This is a genomic window from Neorhizobium descurainiae (genome assembly GCF_051400715.1).
In the GTDB taxonomy this organism is placed as follows: domain Bacteria; phylum Pseudomonadota; class Alphaproteobacteria; order Rhizobiales; family Rhizobiaceae; genus Neorhizobium.
In genome coordinates, this window is the sequence record NZ_JBLFFK010000010.1 from 24,781 (window position 1) to 48,183 (window position 23,403).

Annotated in this window: 18 protein-coding genes and 1 tRNA gene; 7 read left to right on the top strand and 12 right to left on the bottom strand. The window is 62.9% G+C overall.

The window, feature by feature from the left end; genetic code table 11:
• Positions 1-23 precede the first annotated feature (23 nt).
• Together ACMGE0_RS17925 and ACMGE0_RS17930 are read left to right on the top strand one after the other, a co-directional pair.
• Positions 24-695, top strand: coding sequence for a DsbA family oxidoreductase (locus ACMGE0_RS17925; RefSeq protein ID WP_436817236.1), 672 nt, complete (start codon positions 24-26; stop codon positions 693-695).
• Positions 696-697: 2 nt separating this feature from the next.
• Positions 698-1,651: a DMT family transporter gene (locus ACMGE0_RS17930; RefSeq protein ID WP_436817237.1), complete on the top strand. Its 954-nt coding sequence runs from the start codon at positions 698-700 to the stop codon at positions 1,649-1,651.
• On the opposite strand, the gene mfd is transcribed toward ACMGE0_RS17930, so the two are convergent.
• Both mfd and ACMGE0_RS17940 read right to left on the bottom strand, forming a co-directional pair.
• Positions 1,652-5,158, bottom strand: a complete 3,507-nt coding sequence (gene mfd, locus ACMGE0_RS17935; protein WP_436817382.1) for a transcription-repair coupling factor — start codon at positions 5,156-5,158, stop codon at positions 1,652-1,654.
• 11 nt (positions 5,159-5,169) lie between these two features.
• A complete protein-coding gene (locus ACMGE0_RS17940) occupies positions 5,170-5,499 on the bottom strand; it encodes an FAD assembly factor SdhE (protein ID WP_436817238.1) in 330 nt (109 codons plus the stop codon).
• A 90-nt stretch (positions 5,500-5,589) separates the two neighbouring features.
• Here ACMGE0_RS17940 and recG point away from each other — a divergent pair, with 90 nt between their 5' ends.
• Positions 5,590-7,698: an ATP-dependent DNA helicase RecG gene (gene recG, locus ACMGE0_RS17945; RefSeq protein WP_436817239.1), complete on the top strand. Its 2,109-nt coding sequence runs from the start codon at positions 5,590-5,592 to the stop codon at positions 7,696-7,698.
• 1 nt (position 7,699) lies between these two features.
• Here the strand turns inward: recG and ACMGE0_RS17950 are convergent, their stop codons facing one another.
• The 8 genes from ACMGE0_RS17950 to pcsA all read right to left on the bottom strand — a co-directional run bounded on the left by ACMGE0_RS17950 (position 7,700) and on the right by pcsA (position 17,553).
• A complete protein-coding gene (locus ACMGE0_RS17950; protein ID WP_436817240.1) occupies positions 7,700-8,395 on the bottom strand; it encodes a DUF502 domain-containing protein in 696 nt (231 codons plus the stop codon).
• Positions 8,396-8,488: 93 nt separating this feature from the next.
• Positions 8,489-10,315 (bottom strand): glutamine--fructose-6-phosphate transaminase (isomerizing), encoded by a 1,827-nt coding sequence (glmS, locus tag ACMGE0_RS17955; RefSeq protein ID WP_436817241.1) that lies wholly within the window; start codon positions 10,313-10,315, stop codon positions 8,489-8,491.
• Positions 10,316-10,438: 123 nt separating this feature from the next.
• Positions 10,439-11,800, bottom strand: coding sequence for a bifunctional UDP-N-acetylglucosamine diphosphorylase/glucosamine-1-phosphate N-acetyltransferase GlmU (gene glmU, locus ACMGE0_RS17960; protein ID WP_436817242.1), 1,362 nt, complete (start codon positions 11,798-11,800; stop codon positions 10,439-10,441).
• Between the two features lie 129 nt (positions 11,801-11,929).
• Positions 11,930-13,003 carry a BMP family ABC transporter substrate-binding protein gene (locus ACMGE0_RS17965; protein WP_436817243.1) on the bottom strand — a complete coding sequence of 358 codons (1,074 nt, stop codon included), beginning with the start codon at positions 13,001-13,003 and terminating at the stop codon, positions 11,930-11,932.
• A 47-nt stretch (positions 13,004-13,050) separates the two neighbouring features.
• Positions 13,051-13,977: an ABC transporter permease gene (locus ACMGE0_RS17970; protein ID WP_436817244.1), complete on the bottom strand. Its 927-nt coding sequence runs from the start codon at positions 13,975-13,977 to the stop codon at positions 13,051-13,053.
• Positions 13,977-15,065 carry an ABC transporter permease gene (locus ACMGE0_RS17975; protein WP_436817245.1) on the bottom strand — a complete coding sequence of 363 codons (1,089 nt, stop codon included), beginning with the start codon at positions 15,063-15,065 and terminating at the stop codon, positions 13,977-13,979. The genes ACMGE0_RS17970 and ACMGE0_RS17975 overlap by 1 nt, the downstream gene beginning before the upstream one ends.
• The gene (locus ACMGE0_RS17980; RefSeq protein WP_436817246.1) at positions 15,055-16,650 is read right to left on the bottom strand and encodes an ABC transporter ATP-binding protein; all 1,596 of its coding nucleotides are present in this window, start codon (positions 16,648-16,650) and stop codon (positions 15,055-15,057) included. The genes ACMGE0_RS17975 and ACMGE0_RS17980 overlap by 11 nt, the downstream gene beginning before the upstream one ends.
• A 174-nt stretch (positions 16,651-16,824) precedes the next feature.
• On the bottom strand, positions 16,825-17,553 hold the full coding sequence (gene pcsA, locus ACMGE0_RS17985; protein ID WP_436817247.1) for a phosphatidylcholine synthase: 729 nt from the start codon (positions 17,551-17,553) through the stop codon (positions 16,825-16,827).
• A gap of 187 nt (positions 17,554-17,740) precedes the next feature.
• Here pcsA and ACMGE0_RS17990 point away from each other — a divergent pair, with 187 nt between their 5' ends.
• Positions 17,741-18,949, top strand: a complete 1,209-nt coding sequence (locus ACMGE0_RS17990) for a UbiH/UbiF family hydroxylase (protein ID WP_436817248.1) — start codon at positions 17,741-17,743, stop codon at positions 18,947-18,949.
• On the opposite strand, the gene ACMGE0_RS17995 is transcribed toward ACMGE0_RS17990, so the two are convergent.
• Both ACMGE0_RS17995 and ACMGE0_RS18000 read right to left on the bottom strand, forming a co-directional pair.
• Positions 18,926-19,888: an AEC family transporter gene (locus ACMGE0_RS17995; RefSeq protein ID WP_436817383.1), complete on the bottom strand. Its 963-nt coding sequence runs from the start codon at positions 19,886-19,888 to the stop codon at positions 18,926-18,928. The genes ACMGE0_RS17990 and ACMGE0_RS17995 overlap by 24 nt on opposite strands.
• Before the next feature lie 45 nt (positions 19,889-19,933).
• Positions 19,934-20,692: a cytochrome c biogenesis CcdA family protein gene (locus ACMGE0_RS18000; protein ID WP_436817249.1), complete on the bottom strand. Its 759-nt coding sequence runs from the start codon at positions 20,690-20,692 to the stop codon at positions 19,934-19,936.
• A 204-nt stretch (positions 20,693-20,896) separates the two neighbouring features.
• Here ACMGE0_RS18000 and ACMGE0_RS18005 point away from each other — a divergent pair.
• The 3 genes from ACMGE0_RS18005 to ACMGE0_RS18015 all read left to right on the top strand — a co-directional run bounded on the left by ACMGE0_RS18005 (position 20,897) and on the right by ACMGE0_RS18015 (position 23,375).
• Positions 20,897-20,972: transfer RNA gene (locus tag ACMGE0_RS18005), tRNA-Lys, on the top strand.
• 550 nt (positions 20,973-21,522) lie between these two features.
• Positions 21,523-23,049 (top strand): DegQ family serine endoprotease, encoded by a 1,527-nt coding sequence (locus ACMGE0_RS18010; protein ID WP_436817250.1) that lies wholly within the window; start codon positions 21,523-21,525, stop codon positions 23,047-23,049.
• Positions 23,050-23,249: 200 nt separating this feature from the next.
• Positions 23,250-23,375, top strand: coding sequence for a hypothetical protein (locus ACMGE0_RS18015; protein WP_436817251.1), 126 nt, complete (start codon positions 23,250-23,252; stop codon positions 23,373-23,375).
• The last annotated feature ends 28 nt before the right edge of the window (positions 23,376-23,403 follow it).

Here is a 23,403-nt window from a genome sequence, read left to right on the forward strand (position 1 = left end):
CTTCCCGAAGAAAGGACGCCGCCATGGAGCGCGTAACCATCGACATCGTCTCGGATATCGTCTGCCCCTGGTGCTATCTCGGCAAAGCGCGGCTCGATCTCGCCGTCGCCGACGTGCAGGACGAGGTGGGCGTCGATATCAACTGGCGGCCGTACCGGCTCAATCCCGACCATCCGCCGGAGGGCGTCGACCATCAGGCCGATCTGGCCGCCAAGCTCGGCGGCAAGGATGCAGTGGAACGCGCTCATGCGATGCTGAGAAAGCTCGGAGAGGAGGTCGGCATCCGCTACAATTTCGAGGCGATCAAGATCGGCCCCAATACGCTCGACGCGCACCGCCTGTTGCATTGGGCGATGATGGAAGGCCGCGAAATCCAAGACAAGGTCGCGACTGCGCTCTTCAAAGCGAATTTCGAGGAAGGCCGCAATGTCGGCGACCACGCGGTCCTCGCCGATATCGCCGAGAAGGCTGGAATGGATCGCAAGGTCGTCGAGAACCTGCTGAAGACCGAGGCCGACAAGGACGCCGTGCTTTCCGAAATCGACGCTGCGCAGAAGATGGGCGTCACCGGCGTGCCCTTCTTCATCATCGACGGGCAGTATGCGGTGAGCGGCGCACAGACGCCGGACGTCCTCGCAAACGCGCTGCGCGAAATCGCCAAGCTGAAGGCCGAAGCCCGCAAGGGCATGATCTGATCATGACCGAACCGAAAGGCGCCGATCAGGCTTTCAAGGGCGTGATGCTCGCCTTCGCGGCCTTTGCCGCCTATGCCTTCAGCGATGCCAGCGTGAAAATGATCCATGGCGCGCTCAGCCCCTATCAATCGTCTTTCATCGGCGCTGTCTTTGGTCTTGCGGGATTTCCGTTCCTGATGAAGCCGGGCGACCGTGTCACGGATGCGTTCCGCACCTCGAACCGCGCGCTATGGCTGCTTCGTTTCGTGGCCCAGGCCGCAGGCACGATCGGCAGCGTCATCGCCTTCACCCATCTGTCGATGGCGGAGGCCTTCGTTCTGATCTTCCTGCTGCCCTGCTTCGTGACGATCATGTCGGTCGTCTTCCTGAAAGAGCAGGTCGGCATCAAACGCTGGAGCGCGGTGGTCATCGGCTTCATCGGTACGTTGATCGTCCTGAGGCCCGGCTTTCGCGAACTGTCGATCGGCCATCTCGGCGCCGTGTTCGGCGGCCTGAGCGGCGCCATCTCGATCATCTGCTATCGGGCCATCGGCCCGACCGAAAAGAACATCTCGATGTACAGCGCCGGCGTTGTGGGCGTGCTCGTCATCTGCGGCGTGCTGATGGTTGCGGATTTCCGTATCCCCACTTGGGAACAGTGGCTTTACCTTGCAGGCTTCGGACTACTGGCGGCGCTTGCCGCCATTCTCCTGATGAAGGCTGCAAACTACGCGCCGGCGGCGATGATCGGCCCGACGCAATACAGCCAGATGATCTGGGCCGTGCTGTTCGGCTACCTGATCTTCGGCGACCATGTCGATTTCCCGATGCTTCTCGGCATCCTGCTGATATGCGGCTCCGGCCTGCTGACCCTTCAGCGCGAGCGGGTCCGCAATGTCCCCCTGCCCGTTGCCGTCGCGCCGGACGCACAGGCGGCCGCGATGATTGCGCCCGAAGCCTCCGATCAGAAGGCGTGATCACGTTTTCGCAAGTTCCGCAAACTGCGTCATCACCTGTGCGGCGGCCGTGAGCCGCTTTTCCGGCGACGGCAGGTCACGGGTCAAAAACACGCTCTGGTCCGGGCGGATCTTCGCGAGCGTGCCCTGCTTGGCGATATAGCCGACGAGTGCGGCGGGGTTCGGGAACTGCTTGTCACGGAAGGAAACGACGATTCCCTTCGGGCCGGCATCGAGCTTCTCGACATTCGCCTTGCGGCAGAGCGACTTGATGTAGACGACCTTCAACAGGTTCTGAACCTCCGGCGGCATGGGACCGAACCGGTCGACCATTTCCGCGCCGAAGCCGTCGATTTCCGAAAGCTCGGAAAGCTCGCCGAGGCGGCGGTAGAGGCCCATGCGCAGATGCAGGTCGGGCACGTAGGTTTCCGGGATCATCACGGTGATGCCGACGGAAATCTGCGGCGACCAGCCGGTATCGGTGATCTCGTCGTCGCCCTTCACCTCGGCGACCGCCTCTTCCAGCATCTGCTGGTAGAGTTCGAAACCCACTTCCTTGATATGGCCGGACTGTTCCTCGCCGAGCAGGTTGCCGGCGCCGCGGATGTCGAGGTCGTGGCTGGCGAGCTGGAAACCGGCACCGAGCGTGTCGAGCGACTGCAGCACCTTGAGACGCCGTTCGGCCGTGGCCGTCAGCGGTTTGTTGACCGGCAGGGTGAAAAGCGCAAACGCGCGCACCTTGGAGCGTCCGACGCGGCCGCGCAGCTGATAGAGCTGCGCCAGACCGAACATGTCGGCGCGGTGGACGATCAGCGTGTTGGCGGTCGGCACGTCGAGGCCGGATTCGACGATCGTGGTCGACAGAAGTACGTCGTACTTGCCGTCGTAGAAGGCATTCATGATGTCCTCGAGCTCGCCGGCCGGCATCTGGCCATGCGCGACCGCGACCTTCAGCTCCGGCACATCGGACTGCAGAAAGGCCTGGATTTCCGGCAGGTCGGCCACGCGCGGACAGACGTAGAAGCTCTGGCCGCCTCGGTAATGCTCGCGCATCAGCGTCTCGCGGATGACGAGCGGGTCGAAAGGCGAAATGAAGGTACGCACCGCCATGCGGTCGATCGGCGGCGTGGTGATCAGCGACAGTTCGCGCACGCCGGTCATGGCGAGCTGCAGCGTGCGGGGGATCGGGGTCGCCGACAGCGTCAGGACGTGAACGTCGCTCTTCAGCTCCTTCAGCCGCTCCTTGTGCTTGACGCCAAAATGCTGCTCCTCGTCGATGATGAGCAGGCTCAGGTTCGCGAACTTGATGCCGGCGCCGAGCAGCGCATGGGTGCCGACGACGATATCGACCTTGCCTTCGGCGAGGTCCTTCTTGGTCTGGGCAAGCTCTTTGCCGGAGACGAGGCGGGAAGCGTGAGCGATGGTGATCGGCAGGCCGCGGAAACGCTCCTTGAAGGTCTTGTAGTGCTGGCGGGCAAGCAGCGTGGTCGGCACGACGACCGCGACCTGGGCGCCGTTCATCGCGGCGAAGAAGGCGGCGCGCAACGCCACCTCCGTCTTGCCGAAGCCGACATCGCCGCAGACGAGCCGGTCCATCGGCCGGCCGGCGCCAAGATCGTCCCGCACGGCATCGATAGCGTTCGCCTGGTCTTCCGTCTCGTCATAGGGGAAACGGGCGGCGAATTCGTCATAGAGCCCTTCCGGCGTCGTCAGCATCGGCGCGCGGCGCGTCATGCGTGTCGCGGCGATGCGGATCAGGTCGTCCGCCATGTCGAGAAGCCGCTTCTTGAGTTTTGCCTTGCGAGCCTGCCAGGCGCCGCCGCCGAGCCTGTCGAGCTGGGCTTCCGCCGCATCAGAGCCGTAGCGGGAGAGAAGATCGATGTTTTCGACCGGCAGGAAGAGCTTTGCCTGTTCGGCATAGTGCAGCTCAAGGCAGGCGCGCGGCGCGCCGGCTGCCTCGATAGTCACGAGCCCGACGAAGCGCCCTATGCCGTGTTCGGCATGGACGACGAGCGAACCTTCATCGAGACCGGCGACTTCGGTCAGGAAATCCGCGCCGCGCTTGCGGCGCCTGCCGCGGCGGACCATGCGGTCCCCCAAAATATCCTGCTCGCCGATGACGGCGATATTGCCGGTCTCGAAACCGGCTTCGAGGCTCAGGACCGCTGAAGCCGCCTCACCTTTCTCCAGCTTTTCCAGATCGGCCAGTTTGTCGATCGGCGTGATGCGTTTCAGGCCGCGCTCGTCGAGCACCTGCAGCAACCGATCGAGCGAGCCGGCCGACCAGCCGGTGACGAGCACCTTGATGCCTTCCGCGCGTTTGTCGGCGATGTGCTTGACGACGAGGTCGAAGACGTTGACGCGCTCGTCGCGATCTTTCTCCTCGGCCTGGGTTTTGGCCCAGCGCGGGCCGGCATGCGCTTCCAAAGTCACCACCCGGCGACCTTCGGCATCCATCTCGTTGAAGGGCGTCAGGCGGAGCGCAGTGACGGCATCGAGCGCCGAGGCGAAAGCCTTGCCGTCGAGATAAAGCTGGCCCGGCGAAATCGGCTTGTAAGGCGCAGCCTGGGCCGCGGCGCCCTTGCCTTCCGTACCGCTGTCGCGGCGCGCCTCGTAGTAATCCAGCACGAGCTTAGAGCGCTCATTCGCCGCCTCGCGGGCGGTATGGTCGGTGACGATGCGGAACCCTTCGAGATAGTCGAAGGCGGTTTCCAGCCTGTCATAGAAGAGCGGCAGCCAATGCTCCATCCCCGCATACCGACGCCCTTCGGAGACGGCTTGATAGAGCGCGTCGTCGCGGGTCGCGGCGCCGAAAAGCGACAGATAGTTCTTGCGGAAACGGCTGATCGTATCCGGCGTCAGCGTCACCTCGCTCATCGGATTGAGGTCGAGGGAGCGCGCCTGCCCGGTCGTGCGCTGGCTCGCCGGGTCGAAGGAACGGATCGATTCCAGCGTGTCTCCGAAAAAGTCCAGCCGCACCGGCTCCTCCGTGCCCGGCACGAAGACATCGAGAATGCCGCCGCGTACCGCGAATTCGCCGACCTCGCGCACGGTCGCCACCCGCTCGAAACCGTTCCTCTCCAGCCGCGCGGCAATATCGTCCATGCGCACCTGGTTGCCGGGCCTGGCCGAGAAGGCGAGGCTTTCGATGATCTCGGACGGCGCGATCTTCTGCAGCATGGCATTGACCGTGACGAGCACGATCGCCGCATGCGGCTTCCTGGCGTGCGAAATCAGGCCGGACAGCGCCGCCAGTCTCCTTGCGGAGACATCGGCACTCGGCGAGACGCGGTCATAGGGCAGGCAGTCCCAGGCCGGCAACGTCAGTACCGGGATTTCCGGCGCAACGAAAGAGAGCATCTGCTCGAGGTCCGGCATGCGCTGGCCGTCGGACATGACATAGGCGACCGGCTGGCCGGCGCGCGCCAGTTCCGCCAGCAGCAGCGGCTCCATGCCGGGCGGCACGTTGCCGATCGTCAGCGGGCCTTGCGCAGCCGCTATCCTCTTCGCATCGAATCCGGGAATCATCGGAACAGAATTCATCGAGTATTTCCAAGCCTCGCTTCGAGGGAGGCCTTGGTCACCGGGTCGAAATCCGGCCTATAGGCGGCCACGCGCGCGAAAAGCGCCGTCTGAAGATGTTTCGGCAGCGGCTTGGCTCCGGTGATCCAGGCATGCAGATCGTGATCGTCCTCGCTCATGATCGCCTCGAACTCGTCGAGTTCCGCATCCGAAAGGCGGCCGATCTCCGCTTCGGCAAAGCTGCCGAACACGAGGTCCATCTCACGGATGCCGCGATGCCAGCAGCGATAGAGAATGCGCCTGCGGCGCGGGTCGAGATCCGCGCTGGTGCGCGCCAGTCCTGTCATGTCGATGTCCCTGTTTTGCGGTTCATATAGGATGCTTTTCCGTCCCCGTCACCTTGCCAAATGGGCAAAACTTGACGCAACTTGCGCCTCATGCGTCCCGCCATCCTCGATCCGCTGTTTTCTCCCGTCGCTTCGCTTGCCGGCGTCGGGCCTAAGCTTGCCGAACTGATCGCCCGCGTCACCGGGCGCGAGGACCCGGACGACTGCCGCGTCGTCGACCTGCTCTTCCACGCCCCCTATTCGCTGATCGACCGGCGCAATCGTCCCGGCATCGCGCTGGCACCGCAGGGCGCAATCGTCACGATCGAGGGCCGCGTCGACCGGCATCAACCACCGCCGCGCGGCAAGCCCAACATGCCTTATCGCGTCTTTCTGCATGACGACACCGGCGAACTGGCGCTCACCTTCTTCCATGCCAAGGGCAATTGGCTCGAAAAATCGCTGCCGATCGACGAGATGGTGATGGTGAGCGGCAAGGTCGACTGGTTCAACGGCCGCCCCTCCATGGTGCATCCGGATTTCATCGTGAAATCCTCGGAAGCGGAAAACCTGCCGCTGATCGAGCCTGTCTATCCATTGACAGCGGGCTTGTCGCCCAAGACCTTGCGCAAGGCGATCGACGGGGCCGTCGCGCGTCTGCCTGCATTTCCGGAATGGGCGGATGTAAGCCTTACGCAACGTCAGGGCTTTCCTTCCGTAACGGAAGCCTTTCAGCGGCTGCACGATCCGCGGGACGAAACGGATGTCGACCCGCAATCACCGGCCCGGCGGCGGCTCGCCTATGACGAGTTCCTGGCCGGTCAGGTATCGCTGTCGCTGGTGCGGCAGCGTATCCGCAAGGTCCCCGGCCAGCCGATCCGGGTGCAGGGCGACCTGGCTGCGACGATCGTCGCGGGCCTGCCATTCTCCCTGACGCCGAGCCAAAGAGCTGCGGTCAACGACATCCTGAAAGACATGGCTGGCGACGAACGCATGCTGCGGCTGTTGCAGGGCGATGTCGGCGCCGGCAAGACGCTCGTCGCCCTTCTTTCCATGGCTGCCGCCGTCGAAGCCGGCGGCCAGGCCGTGCTGATGGCACCGACCGAGATTCTCGCCCGCCAGCATTTCGCCACGATTTCGAAGCTCGCCGGTGCGGCCGGCGTCACTGTCGAAGTGCTGACGGGCCGCACCAAGGGCCGCGAGCGCGACCAGATCGTCGAACGGATCGCCTCGGGAGAGGCACAGATCGTCATCGGCACCCATGCGCTGTTTCAAGATGCGATCAACTATCACAATTTGCTGCTCGCCGTGGTGGACGAACAGCACCGGTTCGGCGTGCACCAGCGCCTGCGGCTCACCGCCAAGGGCATTTCGCCGCATATGCTCGTCATGACCGCGACGCCCATCCCGCGCACGCTGGTTCTCGCGGCTTTCGGCGATATGGACGTTTCGAAGCTCACGGAAAAGCCGGCGGGGCGAAAGCCGATCCAGACGGTCACAATCCCGACCGAGCGGATCGGAGAAATCGTTTCCCGGCTCCGGAGTGCGATCGGCGAAGGAAAAAAAGCCTATTGGATCTGCCCGCTGGTGGAGGAATCGGATGTCTCCGACCTCATGTCGGCGGAGGAGCGTCATACGGTGCTCGCCAAGGAGCTCGGCCGCGACAGTGTCGGTCTCATCCACGGCCGGATGAGCGGGCCGGACAAGGATGCGGTCATGACCGCCTTCAAGAACGGCGAGCTGCGGCTGCTGGTCGCCACGACCGTGGTGGAAGTGGGCGTCGACGTGCCGGATGCGACGATCATGGTGATCGAACATGCGGAACGCTTCGGGCTTGCCCAGCTGCACCAGCTTCGCGGCCGCGTCGGGCGCGGCGAGGAGGCTTCCACCTGCATCCTCCTCTACAAGGGGCCCTTGAGCGAAACCGGCCGGGCGCGGCTCTCGATCCTGCGCGACAGCGAGGACGGCTTCCTGATCGCCGAGGAGGATCTGAAACTGCGCGGCGAAGGGGAACTTCTCGGCACCCGCCAGTCCGGCACGCCGGGCTTCCGGATCGCCAGCCTGGAAGCGCATGCCGACCTGTTGGAAATCGCCCGCAAGGACGCCGCCTATCTGCTCGAACGAGATCCGGAACTCACCGGCGAACGCGGCCGGAACATGCGCGTGCTTCTCTATCTCCACCGCCGCGACGAGGCGATCAGGTTTCTCCGGGCGGGATAAACTATGACGGCAGAGCCGGCGGCGGCAGGACCGCGGTCGGCGCGCCGGCAGCCGGCTTGTATTCCGGAGCGATGAGGCCGCCCGAGATCAGGAGCTTCGCCCCTTCCTCCGGCGTCATGTCGAGCATGACGATCTTGCTTCTCGGCACGAACATCAGGAAGCCGGCCGTCGGAACGGGCGTCGGGGGCATGAAGACGGCGACCATCTCCTCGCCTTCGGCGTTGAGCTTTGCCGCGATCTCGCCCTGCGCATCGCCGGAAATGAAGACCAGCGCCCACATGCCGGGGCTCGGGAACTCGATCAGCCCGCACTTCTTGAAGGAGGTGGACTGCTCCTTCAGAACCGTCTCCAGGATCTGTTTGACGCTCCTGTAGATCGTCCGGACCAGTGGCATCCGGTGCAGGATGGACTCGCCGAAATTGACGATCGACCGGCCGATCAGGTTCTTGCCGAGAAAGCCGACGATCGTGATGAACAGCACCGCAATCACCAATCCTGTACCGGGAATGGTGATGTTGAAATAGTATTGCGGATCGTAGCGCTGCGGAATGTAGGGCGTGACCCAGCTATCGGCCCAGTCGATGAAGGTGAAGGTCAGCCATATGGTAATGGCAAGGGGCGCGCAGATGATCAGTCCTGTTAGGAAGTTATTCCTGAGGCGGCCGGCCAGCGATATTCGCTCTGGACTGTCGCTCATTCCACTTCCCTAAAGTACCTGAATATTGCCGCATCCATTCGATGCGACAATGCCGGATGCGATACTGCGATGCAAGAAAAAGCGAAGGGTCCCTCACTCCACAGTGACGGATTTCGCCAGGTTACGCGGCTGGTCGACGTCGGTGCCCATGAAGACGGCCGTGTGGTAGGCCAGAAGCTGGATCGGCAGCGAGAAAATCATCGGCGCGATGATCTCGTCGACATTCGGCAGAGCGATGGTCGCCATGGTCGGAAGTTTGGAAGACGCAGCCCCTCTCTCGTCGGTGATGAAGATGATTTTTCCGGCGCGGGCGGCCACCTCCTGCATGTTCGAGACGGTCTTTTCGAAGAAGCGGTCATGCGGCGCGATGACGATGACCGGCATGTTCTCGTCGATCAGCGCGATCGGCCCATGCTTCAGCTCGCCGGCCGCATAACCTTCCGCATGAATGTAGGAGATTTCCTTGAGCTTGAGCGCGCCTTCCATGGCCAGGGGAAAGCTCGTGCCGCGGCCGAGATAAAGCACGTCCTTGAAGCGGGAGAGTTCGCGCGACAGTGCCTCGATCTCGGGCTGGATGTCGTTTAGCACCCGGCTCATGATCCGCGGCATCTCGGCCAGATGCCTGACCATAGCCTTCTCATTCTCTGCCGACACCGTGCCGCGGGCGCGGCCGGCGCCGATCGCCAGCGCCGCCAGCACCGCGAGCTGGCAGGTGAAGGCCTTGGTCGAGGCGACGCCGATTTCCGGTCCGGCAAGGATCGGGAAGATCGCATCCGCTTCCCGGGCAATCGTCGATTCCTTCACGTTCACGACCGCGCCGATTTTGAGGCCCTGATCCTTGCAATAGCGCAGCGAGGCGAGCGTATCGGCGGTCTCGCCGGACTGGGAGATGAAGAGCGCCGCCTGCGAGGGCGAGAGCGGCAGTTCGCGGTAACGGAACTCGGATGCCACGTCGATCTCGACCGGCAGGCGCGCATAGCGCTCGAACCAGTATTTGCCGATCAGACCGGAGAGATAGGCTGTGCCGCAGGCGGCGATCGCCAGACCCGACGCCTTGCCGAAGTCGATCGCCGTATCGTTTTCCTTTACCGTATGGGCGGCGAAATCGATATAATGGCTGAGCGCATGGGAGATGATTTCCGGCTGCTCATAGATCTCTTTTTCCATGAAGTGCCGGTGGTTGCCTTTGTCGACCAGGAAAGCGGCCGCCTGGGAAACCTGGCTCCGGCGCTTCACCGGCTTGCCCGAGTAGTCGACGATCTCGACGCCCTTGCGGTTCATGATCGCGCAGTCGCCATCGACGAGGTAGGTAATCTCGCTGGTGAACGGCGACAGCGCAATCGCATCCGAACCCAGAAACATTTCGCCGCGGCCGTGGCCGATCGCCAGCGGCGGCCCGAAACGGGCGGCCATGATCGTCTCCGGATCGTCCTCGAACATCACGACGAGGGCATAGGCGCCCGAAACGCGGTTCAGCATGGCAAGCATGGCGGCCCGGTGATCGAGGCCCTGCCGCGTATATGTGGCAAGCAGATGCGCGACGACCTCCGTATCCGTCTGGCTCTCGAAGACCGCGTCCTCGGCGAGCAATTCCTCCTTCAGCTCGGAGAAATTCTCGATGATGCCGTTGTGGACGACGGCGACGCCTTCCACGAAATGCGGATGGGCGTTCGTTTCGTTCGGTACGCCATGGGTGGCCCAACGGGTATGTGCGATGCCGATCGTGCCGGGCAGCGGCTCCGTATCCAGCCTCTTCTCGAGATTGAAAAGTTTCCCCTCGGCGCGGCGGCGTTCCATCTTCCCGCCGTGGATGGTGGCGACGCCGGCGGAATCATAGCCGCGATATTCGAGCCGCCGCAGCGCGTCGACCAGACGCGACGCCACCGGTTCCGTGCCGACGATACCGACAATCCCGCACATGAAAGACCCTCTCCGCTTCGTTGAACCCGGGCGGATTCCTAGCCGATTGCAAGCTTTCCGCAATCGGCCCGCCGGTCACTTTCGATGTCCGAAAGTAACGGTCGCCGGTTAAGACGCGGTTGTTTATTTGCCGGCTTTTTTAGCGGCCTTGAACGCAAGTGCGCGTTCCCGGATCACTTTGGCACGTTCGGGCTTCACTTCCTGACGCGCGCGCCCAAGCGCAAGCGCGTCCGCCGGCACGTCCTCGGTGATGACGCTGCCCGACGCGATATAGGCGCCGTCACCGATCGAAACCGGGGCGACCAGCGAGGAATTCGAGCCGATGAACGAATTGGCGCCGATCCGCGTCACATGCTTGTTCACTCCGTCGTAATTGCAGGTGACGGTGCCCGCGCCGATATTCGCGCGGGGTCCTACGAAGGAGTCGCCGATATAGGTCAGATGATTGACCTTGGCGCCCTCGCCGATCTCGGAATTTTTCACTTCGCAGAAATTGCCGACTTTCGAATGCACAAGCAGCCTTGCGCCCGGACGCAGGCGCGCGAACGGGCCGATCTCCGCGTCGGCGCCGATGCGGGCGCCTTCGATATGGGAAAAGGAATGGACGATCGCGCCGCTTTCGACCGTCACGTGAGGCCCGAAGAAGACGTTCGGCTCGATCACTGCGTCCTGACCGATCTCGGTATCATAGGAAAGAAAAACGGTTTCGGGCGCGATCATGGTGACGCCGGAGAGCATCAGTTCATGGCGGCGGCGCTCCTGCCAGAGCCTTTCGAGGACCGCGAGCTCGGCCCGGTTGTTGCAGCCGGCAACCTCCGTCTCGGGCGCTTCGACAGCCACCACCCTGCCGCCGGCCGCGCGGGCGATCTCGACGATGTCGGGGAGGTAATACTCGCCCTTGGCGTTGTCGTTGCGGATCCTTTCGAGCAGCGACAGCGCCTTGCGGCCGTCGATCGCCATCAGTCCGCTATTGCACCAGGTGATCCTGCGTTCTTCGTCCGATGCATCCTTCTCTTCACGGATGGCGATGAGTTCACCGTCTTCGACCAGCAGGCGGCCGTATCCGTTCGGCTTGTCCGTATGGAAGCCGATGACCACGACATCCGCGCCTTGCGCCAGCTTTTGGCGAGCCGCGGCGAAAGGTGCCGGGGTGACCAGCGGAACGTCGCCATAGGCGACAAGGACATCATCGTATCCGCGGACGATCGCCTCCTTCGCGGCCAGAACCGCATGGCCGGTTCCCAGCCGTTCCGTCTGCTGGAAAGCCTCTACCGAAACGCCGTCCAGAGAGCCGGCCTTGACGACCGCCTCCGCATCGCGCCCGACCACCAGTGCTGCTTCCGAAACGCCGGTGGAGGCGACCGCCGCCATCACATGCGCAATCATCGACCGGCCGGCCACCCTATGCAGCACCTTCGACATTGACGATTTCATGCGCGTGCTGTCGCCGGCGGCGAGGATGACGGCAAGGCAGGAACGGTTCATCGGGAATCTCCTTCTCGGCATTGGCCGCTTCATATCAGCAAGTTTCTTGAAGCGCGACAAACGGGTTGTGTGCAACCGAAACAAAAAGGGCGCCAACCGGCGCCCTCCTCGCTTCGGTTCAATCAAGGCTTATTGCGGCAGCTTATCGTCCACGCCCTCGACATAAAAATTCATGCCGAGCAGAACGCCGTCCTGAGGCTTCTCGCCGGCGGCGAGCCAAGGCGTGCCGTCCTGCTTGTTGATCGGGCCGGTGAAGGGATGCAGCTCGCCCGACTTGATCTTGGCTTCGGTTTCTTCGGCCATCGCCTTCACGTCGTCCGGCATGTTGGTATAGGGCGCCATGGTCAGGATGCCGTCCTTAAGGCCGTCCCAGATCTGCTCGGATTTCCAGGTTCCGTCGAGCAGCGCCTGGGTCCGCTTGATGTAATAGGCACCCCAGGTGTCGACGATCGCGGTGAGCTGCGTCTTCGGACCGGCGGCGATCATGTCGGAGGCCTGGCCGAAGGCGAGGATGCCGCGCTCGGCTGCGACCTGCATCGGCGCGGTCGTGTCGGTGTGTTGGGTCAAGATATCCACGCCCTGGTCGATCAGCGCCTTGGCGGCATCGGCTTCCTTGCCGGGGTCGAACCAGGTATTGGCCCAGACGACCTTCAGCTTGAAATCCGGGTTGATCGACTTGGCGCCGAGTTCGAAAGCATTGATGCCCATCACCACTTCCGGGATCGGGAAGGAAGCGATGTAACCGGCGACGCCCTTCTTCGACATCTTGGCGGCGATCTGGCCCTGAATGTAACGGCCTTCGTAGAAGCGCGAATTATAGGTGGAAACATTCGGCGCGGCCTTGAAACCGGTCGCATGCTCGAACTTCACGTCCGGGAATTTCTGGGCGACCTTGATGGTGGCATCCATGAAGCCGAAGGAGGTCGTGAAGACGAGCGCGCAGCCGGAACGGGCCATGCGTTCGATCGCGCGTTCCGCATCGGGTCCTTCCGGCACGTTTTCCAGGAAAGGCGTCTCGATCTTGGCATCGAGCGCCTTCTGAAGCTCCTGACGGCCGATGTCATGCGCCTGGGTCCAGCCGCCATCCGTGCGGGAACCGACGTAAATGAAACAGACCTTCGTCTTTTCCTGGGCCTCAGCGCCGGTCGCGAACCCGCCGAGCAAGGCGGCCGATGCGGCAAGGGCGATAATCAGTTTCTTCATTTCCTAACCTCTATTGGCTTGAAGACGGTTTTGTTCTGGCACCGCGGTCACCGGTCGGGGACAAAGGGTTTCCCGAGCGACGCCGGTGTATTGATGAGGGTCGTGCGGCGATTATGCGAGATGATGATCAGCACGACAATAGTAGCCGCATATGGAAGTGCGGACAGAAATTGCGAAGGAATGACGATGCCGAGGTTCTGCGCCAGGATCTGCGCATGCAGCTGGCCGATGCCGACCGCTCCGAACAGATAACCGCCGGCGAGCACCCGCCACGGCCGCCAGGACGCGAAGACGACAAGCGCAAGGGCGATCCAGCCGCGGCCGGCCGACATGTTCTCCACCCATTGCGGGGTATAGACCAGCGAAAGCTGGGCGCCGGCAAGCCCGGCGCAGGCGCCGCCGAACATCACCGCCAGATACCGAGCGCCGATGACGTTGATGCCGAGTGCATGGGCGGAGGCGTGATTGTCGCCGATCGCCCGGATCTTCAAGCCTGTGCGACTCCTGAACAGGAACCAGTTGATGCCGACCACGAGTGCCACGGACAGATAGAAGATGAGATCCTGGCTGAACAGGACGCGACCGAAGAACGGGATGTCGGAGAGCAGCGGAATGACGATCGGCTGCAGCTTGATGCCCGGCAGGCCGACGAAAGCCTCGCCAAGCTGGCCCGAAAGACCAAGCCCCAGGATGGTGAGCGCGAGACCCGTCGCTACCTGATTGGCGACCAATGTCAGGGTCAGGAAACCGAAAAGCAGGGAAAACAGCCCGCCGCCACCGATACCGGCAAGGATGCCGATATAGGGCGAACCGGAAAGCTGCGCGGCGGCGAAGGCGCAGACCGCGCCCATGATCATCATGCCTTCGACGCCGAGGTTCAACACGCCGGCGCGTTCCGCCACCAGTTCGCCGAGGGCTGCGATGACCAACGGCGTCGATGCAGTGATGACGGTAAGAAGAATGGCCTCGAACATCAGCCGCTCACCTCCGCCGGTTTCGTCCGCGCGAAAACCAATCCGATCTTGTAGTGGATCAGCGTGTCGCAGGAGAGCACGAAGAAAAGCAACAGGCCCTGGAAGACGCGGCTCACCTTGTCGGATATGCCGATCGAAAGCTGCGCCGCCTCGCCGCCGAGATAGGTGAGCGCCAGCACGAGGCCGGACGCGATGATGCCGAGCGGGTTCAGCCGGCCGAGAAAGGCGACGATGATCGCCGTGAACCCGTAGCCGGGAGAAATCACCGGCTGCACGTGGCCGATGGAGCCCGAGACCTCCGAAATGCCGGCCAGTCCCGCGAGCGCGCCGGAAAGCAGCATCGAGAACCACACCATGCGCCGGGCGGAGAAACCCGCAAAGCGCCCTGCCCGCTCCGATTGGCCGAGTACGGAAACCTCGAACCCTTTCAGCATGAAGCGCATCATGAACCACAGCGCCACGGCCGCGACGATCGCGAAGACGAAAGCCCAATGGGCACGGCCGGAAGAGAGAATTTCCGGCAGCACAGCTTCGATCTGGAAACCCTTGGTCTGCGGGAAATTGTAACCCTGCGGATCGCGCCACGGGCCGCGCACCAGCCAGTCGAGATAGAGCTGGGCGATATAGACCAGCATCAGGCTCGTCAGGATCTCGTTGGTGTTGAACCTCGTCTTCAGAAGCGCCGGGATTCCGGCATAAAGCGCGCCGCCCGCCATGGCCATGATCAGCATCAGCGGCAGGATCATCGGCGAATGCCAGTCGGGATAAAGTACCGGCAGGATCGAGCCGGTGATCGCCCCTATGGTGAACTGGCCTTCCGCGCCGATATTCCAGTTGTTGGAGCGGTAGCAGACGGACAGGCCGACGGCGATCAGGATGAGCGGCGCCGCCTTGATCGCCAGCTCGTGCAGCGACCAGACTTCGAGCAGCGGTTCGACGAAATAAACATAGAGGGCGTTGAGCGGGCTTTTTCCGAGCAGCCAGAACATGATGGCGCCGAAGACGAGCGTCAGCACCAGCGCCAGCAACGGCGAGAGAAGCGAAAACAGCGTCGAGACGCGGGCGCGCTTTTCGAGTTCAATGCGCATGGGTACCCTCCGGCGTGGAAGGCGCCGCCTCCGATATCGAATGGCTTTCGTGAATGCCGCCCATCATCAGGCCGATGCGTTCCAGCGTCAGCGTGCCGGCCGGATGGGGCTCGGAAAGCCTGCCTTCCGAGATCACCGCGATATTGGTCGCCACTTCGAAAATCTCGTCGAGATCCTGGCTGATCACCACCACGGCCGAGCCCGCCTTAGCGAGATCGATCAGCGCCTGGCGGATGCGGCTTGCCGCGCCTGCGTCGACGCCCCAGGTCGGCTGGTTGACGACAAGGACCGCGGGCTGGCGGTCGAGTTCGCGCCCGACGATGAATTTCTGCAGGTTGCCGCCGGAAAGCGACCCGGCCAACGGATCTTCGCCGCTCTTGCGGACATCCATCGCCTCGCAGATGCGGCGGGTCGCGGAACGGACCGCGTCGTGGCGGATGATCGACGCGAAGCCGCCTGCCAGAAATGCTCTCTTGTCCGACTGGCTGCGGGCCAGCAGGAGGTTGTCCGAGAGAGCCATGGCGGAAACCGCCGCATGGCCGTGACGCTCTTCCGGCACGAAGCCGGCGCCGAGCAGCCGGCGGCCGTTGATGCCGAGGCGGCCGACCGCCTTGCCGCGGATGCGGATCGCATCATCCTCGGAGACCGGATATTCGCCGGACAGCGCATCGAAGAGCTCGCCCTGCCCATTGCCCGCCACGCCTGCGATCGCCAGCACCTCGCCGGCGCGGACCTTCATGGAAATGTTCTTGAGCGAGACTGCGAACGGCGTACGGGCCGGCACCGAAAGGTTGCCGACCTCGATGCGGATATCGCCGAGCGCCGCATCCCCGTCCTGATGCACCTCCGCGACATCCGAGCCGACCATCATGCGCGCGAGCGAGGCGGGCGTCTCCAGCTTCGGATCGCAGGCACCCGTGACCTTGCCGTGGCGCAGAACGGTGGCGCGGTCGCAGATGCGCCGCACCTCCTCCAGCCGGTGGCTGATATAGAGAACCGAGCGGCCCTCGGCCTTGAGCTTGAAAAGCGTCTCGAACAGCCGGTCGGCCTCCTGGGGCGTCAGTACGGAGGTCGGCTCGTCGAGAATGATGAGCTTCGGGTTCTGGAGCAGCGCACGGACGATCTCGATGCGCTGGCGTTCGCCGACGGAAAGGTCCGCAACGTGCGCTTTCGGATCGAGCGGCAGGCCGTATGCCTGGGAAAGCGACGCGGCCTCCTCGGAAATCCTCGCCAGCGAAATCTTCGGATCGAGCGACAGCGCGATGTTTTCCGCGACGGTCAGCGCCTCGAACAGGGAGAAATGCTGGAAGACCATGCCGATGCCCATCTGCCGGGCCTCGCCTGGCGAGGCGATCGCCACCGGCGCGCCTTCCCAGAGGATCTGTCCGGCGCTCGGCTGCAGGACGCCGAAAAGCATTTTTACCAGCGTCGACTTGCCGGCGCCGTTTTCACCCAGAAGCGCATGGATTTCACCCGGCGCGATATCGAGATCGATCGCGTTGCACGCGGCAAAGCTGCCGAAAAGCTTGGTCAAACCTCGAACCGACAAGAGCGGAACGGCCGCCGGGTCATCGGATAACGTCACAGAACCCCCTGTTTGCCGCCTTTGCCCCACCTTCTAACGAGGCTACGCAGGCACGGCAGCGCATTGTTTTTCGAACGCTTCCCGAGACTTAAAGCCTCGGCGTGCGTCTGTCATATTGATACCGTTTTTGTTGCTGCGCACAACATGAAACACGAGGCGGAAAACAAGGTCCAACTATTTTCCGAGATCGGGGAAGAGCTGCAGCACGCCGCCGATGCAATACAGATAGATCCCGCTGGCGACCACCCCCCAGATGACCCAGTCGGGGGTGCCGAAATGCAGGAGAAGCGAATAGCCGCCCAGCGCGCACCAGATGAGGCATATGGCGAGGTTGAGCGGCCTCAGCCGCTTGACGCGAACCGGGTGCAGGAAATTGATCGGCAGGAACGTGAGGACGACGGAGATGGACACGAGGATCATCGCGGTCGTTGCACTGGCATCGATGACGAAGAGCGTGAAGATCACCATGTTCCAGACGACCGGGAAGCCGGAGAAGAAATACTCGTCCGTCTTCATGCCCATGTCCGCGTAATAGACGGCGCTGGAGACGACGATCGCACCAGCGGCAATGAACGACCACGGTTCGCCGATCATGCCGCTCTGGTAGAGCGCGAAAGCCGGCAACAGCACATAGGTGACATAGTCGATGATGTTGTCGAGCGTATCGCCGGACCAGTTCGGCAGGACTTCCTTGACCCGCACCTTGCGGGCGATCGGGCCGTCGATACCGTCGACGAGCAGCGCCAGGCCGAGCCACCAGAACATGTCGACGAAACGATGCTCGGCTGCCGCGACAACGCCGAGGAAGGCAAGAAAGGAACCTGAGGCCGTCAGGAGATGAACGGAAAAGGCGCGGATTTCCGCATAGGGGACGTTCCGGTAGTTGAAGATTCGCCTGATCACGCGTCAGTCCCGCCTTTCGCTCACCCCTCGACGTATGCGGCCAATCGGCATGCTTTGCAACCGGCTTGACCCCTTCCACCGAGGTAAAGCCTTGCTTTTTCCATGCTGCGCCGCGATGCCCCATGGATATCAGCGCGCTGAAGTTCTAGTTAATCCGTCACGGACATTTTCAAGCAGGACGACGGACATGCAGCATCTCGAAATCGCCGTGGTAGGCGGAGGGCTCGCCGGATCGGTCGCGGCCCTGGCGCTGGCGCGCGCCGGCCGCAAGGTGGCGCTCATCGCCCCCGCATCCGGAAAAGTCGACGAGCGCACGACGGCGTTGATGGACCAGTCGATCCGCTTCCTGGAGCGGCTGGGCGTATGGGAAGGCATTGCGCCGTCGGCGGCGCCCCTTTCCATCATGCAGATCATCGACGGCACCAAGCGGTTGCTGCGCGCGCCGGCGGCGCAGTTCCGCGCCATGGATGTCGGGCTCTATGCCTTCGGCTACAACATCCCGAACCGGGCACTCTCCGGGACGCTGGATGCCGCCGTCTCGGCCGAACCCAACATCACGAAAATGGAACAAAGCGTCGGGACGCTGGATTATTCCGCCGAGCGCGTCGCCGTCACGCTTTCGGATGGATCGACGATCACCGCCGATTTCGTCATCGGCGCCGACGGCCGGAAGTCGAAGACCCGCGAGGCGGCCGGGATCGGCGTGCGCCGCTGGTCTTATCCGCAGTCGGCGCTGGTGCTCAACTTTTCCCATACGCTGCCGCACGGCAATGTCTCGACCGAATTCCACACCGAAACCGGACCGTTCACGCAGGTTCCCTTGCCGGGTTTACGATCCAGCCTCGTCTGGGTTGTCAAGCCGCAGGAGGCGCAGCGCCTTGTCGAACTGCCCGCTGCGGAATTGTCCCGAGCCGTCGAGGACCGGATGCAATCGACGCTCGGCAAGGTGACCGTCGAGGGCGCGCCACAGGTGTGGCCGCTCTCCAGCCTGATGGCCGACCGATTCGGCAAGGGACGGCTCGCGCTGATCGGCGAGGCCGCGCACGCCTTTCCGCCGATCGGCGCGCAGGGCCTCAACCTTTCGCTTCGCGATATCATCGCGCTCACGGAACTGCTCACTGCCACGGGCGACCGTCCGATCCCGGCTGACGCCGGCGAGCGCTTCAACCGCCGCCGCCGTCCGGACGTAATGAGCCGCACCTTCGGCGTCGATCTTCTGAACCGCTCGCTGCTTTCGGATTTCCTGCCTGTGCAGATGCTGCGGGCGGCGGGGCTGCACATTCTCACCAATGCGCCGCCGCTCCGCAACCTATTGATGCGCGAGGGGATCGAGCCGGGCCGCGGCTTCCGCGCCGTCATCGACGCCTTGCGGTTACGGAACGAGGTCCGGCGGTAATATCCCGGAATGAATGAGGTAAAGCATGCCCGGTAGCGTCAGCACCGAGGCGACGGTGATGATCAGGATGCTGGCCGAGGCCCTTTCCTGCCAGACACCGTATTGCTGGCTGATGACGAAGACATTGGTTGCCGTCGGCAGCGCCGAGAGCAGCATTGCCGAATAGATCCAGACCGGATCGAAATTGCCGATCAACGAAAGCACCGTGTAGGTGGTCATCGGCAGGACGATCAGCTTGAAGACCGCGATATAGCCGATCTCCACCGGCACGCGCTTGATGGGCCGGAGCGCCAGCGTGACTCCCATGGCGAAGAGCGCGCAGGGGGCGGCGGCCTGGGCCAGATAATCGACCAGCCGTTGGAAAGCCTCCGGCGGCTGGACGGAGAAGGCGGCGAAGCAGAAGCCGAGCGCCGTCGAGATGATGAAGGGGTGGAGCACTACTTTCCGGACAATATCGGCAATGACCTGCAAAGGCGGGCGCTTGTCGCCGCCGGCAATCGCCATCATCGCCGGCGCGACGACGAAATGCGCGGCGTTCTCGAAGCAGACGATCAGCGCCACCGGTACGGCTGCCGCTTCGCCGAAGGCGAGCAGCGCCAGACCCGGCCCCATATAGCCGATATTGCCATACGCACCTGCGAAGGACTGGATGGTGCAGTCTTCAAACGAGTTGCGGCGAATGAAGAAGCCGATCAGGAAGAGGACGAGGAAGATCAGATAGGTCGCGCCGATCTCGCCGAAGATGAAATCGACCCGTGTCAGCTGCTCCACCGGCGTGCGCGACACGAGCTTGAAGAAAAGTGCCGGAAGGGCGGCGTAGATGATGAAGGTATTCATCCAGCCGAGCGCCTCGGCGGGCTGTTTGATGACTTTGGCGGCGAGATAACCAATGAAGATCAGCCCGAAGAAGGGCAGCAGCAATGCGATGATATCGGCCATCATTCCCCTGCCCGAAGCCGGGCCGCGTTGGAAGGAGCCTTCCCGTTAGCCGATTTGCATCAGGATTGGAAAGGTCTGCTGGAACCAGATCGCCACGGAACTGACGAAGCCGAAGATGAAGGCAAGGCCGGTCAGGATCAGGAAAACGCCCATGATCTTCTCGACCATGCCGAGATGACGGCGAAAGCGTGTGAGGAAGCGCATGAAGGTGCCGGAAAAGCCGGCGGCGATCCAGAAGGGCACGGCGAGCCCCAGCGAGTAGATGGCGAGCAGCGTCGCCCCCTCGCCCACCGTATCGCGCGATGCGGCCACACCGAGAATTGCCCCGAGCACCGGCCCGATGCAGGGCGTCCAGCCGAAGGCGAAGGCAAGGCCCATGATATAGGCGCCGGAAAGTGTCGCGGGCTGCCCGCCGCCCTGGAAACGCGCCTCCCGCGCCAGAAGGCCGATCCGGAACACGCCCAGAAAATTCAGGCCCATGACGATGATGATCAGGCCGCCGATCTTGGAGAGTAGATCGAGATGCTGGCGGAGCAGCACACCGATCGTCGAGGCTCCGGCGCCGAGCGCCACGAAGACCGTCGCGAAACCGAGCGTGAAGAAGAGCGCCGACATCAGCACGGCCTTGCGGGTGCCGTTTGCCGATTCGGCGACCACCGCATCGCCACCGCCGCGGAACTGATCGACCGAAATGCCCGCCATGTAACAGAGATAGGGCGGCACGAGCGGCAGCACGCAGGGGGAGAGGAACGACAGGGCGCCGGCAAGAAGCGCGCTCAGAAGGGATATTTCGGCAATCGACACGTGTGGCTCCGATTGACGGGCTTTTCGGCGCCCGCGTTTTCGCCTCAGGTAATGGCCCGGGGCTGCGAATGCCAATCACCTTTTCGCTTCAACCCAGGAAAAGCGTCAAGACGCCGCATTTTTGCTGTTTTTGCGGGTTGACCGCAAGGTGTCGCCTGCATATGTTCCGCGCACTTTCAGGGACGCGCTCCGGCGCGGCCGCGGGAGAGCGTAGCTCAGCCGGTAGAGCAACTGACTTTTAATCAGTAGGTCCAGGGTTCGAATCCCTGCGTTCTCACCACCTTAAGAATTCTTCATCTTCGTCGCGAAGCGTCATTCTTACAAATAAGTCAGGTTCTTGCCGAGCAAACCTCGGGTGCGCTCCGGTAGGCGCGGATGATCTAACCTTTTGAAATATGATTGTTCTTTCTCAAGCCTACAGACCTGGACGTCAAGATTTGGTCGGAAATTCGGCAAGCCTCCGGATTGGAACCTTATTTATTGTTAAGCTGACTGCCATGGATTGAGAGCGTAATTTCACATCGAGGCTGAATATCGCCGGCGGCAGGACATGCTGCGACGCGACGGTATGAGACAGCCCGACGAAACATCTCAGATCACAGTCGGAGGCGCGCCGATGCGCTCGTTTATTCCGATAGACCATCGACCGTCAGCATTGCCACGGCATTCGCCCGGCTAAGCCGACCTTCAAAGGGCAAGACCCGCTCGCTCCTCGCCCGCCAACCCAAGCGAATGCCGATCGACTGCGGACACTCTCCGCAGCCCGCTCCCTTTTGCCCTGACGTCGAAGTCCGGCGCATCGGGGTCTGATAGATGAAAGGAAGATCCTCGTGTCCAATATCCTCCGCAAACATCGTATTGCAGCACTTCTCGGTGCAGCCGTCGTCGCCGTTCCGCTTGCGATGCCCGTCGTCCTGGGCACCAGTGCCGCCCATGCCGCAACCGACACGCCACCCATCCCGGGCATCGCCGCTCCGAGCGGCTCCTTCGCACCGGTCGTTTCGGCCGACAAGCCGGCCGTCGTCACCATCACCACCACGATGAAGGCGCAGAACGTCAGTTCCGACGACAGCTCGCCCTTCGGAGACGATACGCCCTTCGACGAACAGTTCCGGCAGTTCTTCGGCCAGCAGGGCATTCCGATCCCTCGCCAGATGCCGCAACGGCCGGCAGAACGCGCCGAAGCCCTCGGCTCCGGTTTCGTCATCACTTCCGACGGCTATATCGTCACCAACAACCATGTGATCGACAATGCGACAAGCATCCGGGTAACCCTGGACGATGGTTCTGAACTGCCCGCAAAACTCGTCGGCGCCGATGCGAAATCCGATCTCGCCATCATCAAAATCAGCGCGCCCAAGACGCTCGCCACCATTGCCTGGGGCGATTCCGACAAGCTCAATGCAGGCGATCAGATCCTTGCGATCGGCAATCCCTTCGGCATCGGCACGACCATCACCGCCGGCATCGTCTCGGCCCGCGGCCGCGACTTGCACAGCGGTCCCTATGACGACTTCATCCAGATCGATGCGCCGATCAATCACGGCAATTCGGGCGGCCCGCTGGTCGATCTCCAGGGCAAGGTGGTCGGTATCAACACCGCGATCTATTCGCCGAACGGCGGCAGCGTCGGCGTCGGCTTCGCCATCCCCTCCGACCAGGCCCAGAAGGTCGTCGCCAAGCTGATGAAGGACGGCTCGATCGAACATGGCTTCATCGGCGTGCAAATCCAGCCGGTCACCGCCGATGTCGCAGGCGCGATCGGCCTCGGCAGGCCGGAAGGCGCGCTGGTCGCCAAGGTCAGCGCGGATGCGCCTGCCGCCCGTGCGGGCATCGAGACGGGCGACGTCATTACCGCCCTTGGCGGTCAGGCGGTCAAGTCGCCGAGAGACCTGTCGCGCATGGTCGCCGACCTCGCGCCCGGCGCCAGGGAAAGCCTTGCCGTTTGGCGCCAGGGACAAAGCAGGGAACTGAACATCACCATCGGCGGCAATCAGGACGACCGGAGCCAAGCCTCCGCCGACAGCGCCGAAAAATCCAGTCCGGCCGCGCAGCGTATCCCGACGATCGGCGTCGGCCTTGCCGATCTCACGCCCGACATCCGCCAGGCGCTCAATCTGCCGCGACGGGAAAGCGGCGCGGTGATCGAAAGCGTGACCCCCGACAATCCGGGCGCCGATGCGGGTCTGCAGCCCGGAGACGTCATCGTCTCCGTCAATCAGCGGCCCGTCAGATCCGCCGGCGAGGCCAAGACAGCCGTTGCGGAAGCCGGCAGGGCGGGCAGGAAATCGGTCCTGCTTCTCATCCAGCGCGGCGACAACCAGACCTTCGTGGCCGTCCCCTTCTCCGTCGGCTGAGCGGCCTGAATAGTCTTTGCGCATCGGCGCTGCCGGAATCTCTGATTCGACAGCGCCGATGCGGACGCTCCTGCAAATGAGAGCCGGAGGACGCGGAAGCAATACCGTCCGAAAAACTTGTTACGGACGACTTTTTCTGGAGTAACCCGCACCGGAACCTTCGACTATCGACGCCGTTAGTATGGCCGAAGGAGTTTTTGATGCGAATTATTTTTGTCATTCTCGTTTTCTCGGTGCTCAGCATCCTGGCCTTCAAATACAACGATCAGTCACTCGGCGACGCCGACATACTGGCGTCGCCGGCGGAGCTTTCGGCGAAGAACTAGGGCTTGGAACCATGGTCGCGCTGAGGCC

Bases quoted from the DNA above. Each gene is read 5' to 3' on its own strand.
- ACMGE0_RS17925 (WP_436817236.1), top strand. From the start codon at position 24: ATGGAGCGCGTAACCATCGACATCGTCTCGGATATCGTCTGCCCCTGG.
- ACMGE0_RS17930 (WP_436817237.1), top strand. From the start codon at position 698: ATGACCGAACCGAAAGGCGCCGATCAGGCTTTCAAGGGCGTGATGCTC.
- mfd (WP_436817382.1), bottom strand. From the start codon at position 5,158: ATGATTCCCGGATTCGATGCGAAGAGGATAGCGGCTGCGCAAGGCCCG.
- ACMGE0_RS17940 (WP_436817238.1), bottom strand. From the start codon at position 5,499: ATGACAGGACTGGCGCGCACCAGCGCGGATCTCGACCCGCGCCGCAGG.
- recG (WP_436817239.1), top strand. From the start codon at position 5,590: ATGCGTCCCGCCATCCTCGATCCGCTGTTTTCTCCCGTCGCTTCGCTT.
- ACMGE0_RS17950 (WP_436817240.1), bottom strand. From the start codon at position 8,395: ATGAGCGACAGTCCAGAGCGAATATCGCTGGCCGGCCGCCTCAGGAAT.
- glmS (WP_436817241.1), bottom strand. From the start codon at position 10,315: ATGTGCGGGATTGTCGGTATCGTCGGCACGGAACCGGTGGCGTCGCGT.
- glmU (WP_436817242.1), bottom strand. From the start codon at position 11,800: ATGAACCGTTCCTGCCTTGCCGTCATCCTCGCCGCCGGCGACAGCACG.
- ACMGE0_RS17965 (WP_436817243.1), bottom strand. From the start codon at position 13,003: ATGAAGAAACTGATTATCGCCCTTGCCGCATCGGCCGCCTTGCTCGGC.
- ACMGE0_RS17970 (WP_436817244.1), bottom strand. From the start codon at position 13,977: ATGTTCGAGGCCATTCTTCTTACCGTCATCACTGCATCGACGCCGTTG.
- ACMGE0_RS17975 (WP_436817245.1), bottom strand. From the start codon at position 15,065: ATGCGCATTGAACTCGAAAAGCGCGCCCGCGTCTCGACGCTGTTTTCG.
- ACMGE0_RS17990 (WP_436817248.1), top strand. From the start codon at position 17,741: ATGCAGCATCTCGAAATCGCCGTGGTAGGCGGAGGGCTCGCCGGATCG.
- ACMGE0_RS17995 (WP_436817383.1), bottom strand. From the start codon at position 19,888: ATGGCCGATATCATCGCATTGCTGCTGCCCTTCTTCGGGCTGATCTTC.
- ACMGE0_RS18015 (WP_436817251.1), top strand. From the start codon at position 23,250: ATGCGAATTATTTTTGTCATTCTCGTTTTCTCGGTGCTCAGCATCCTG.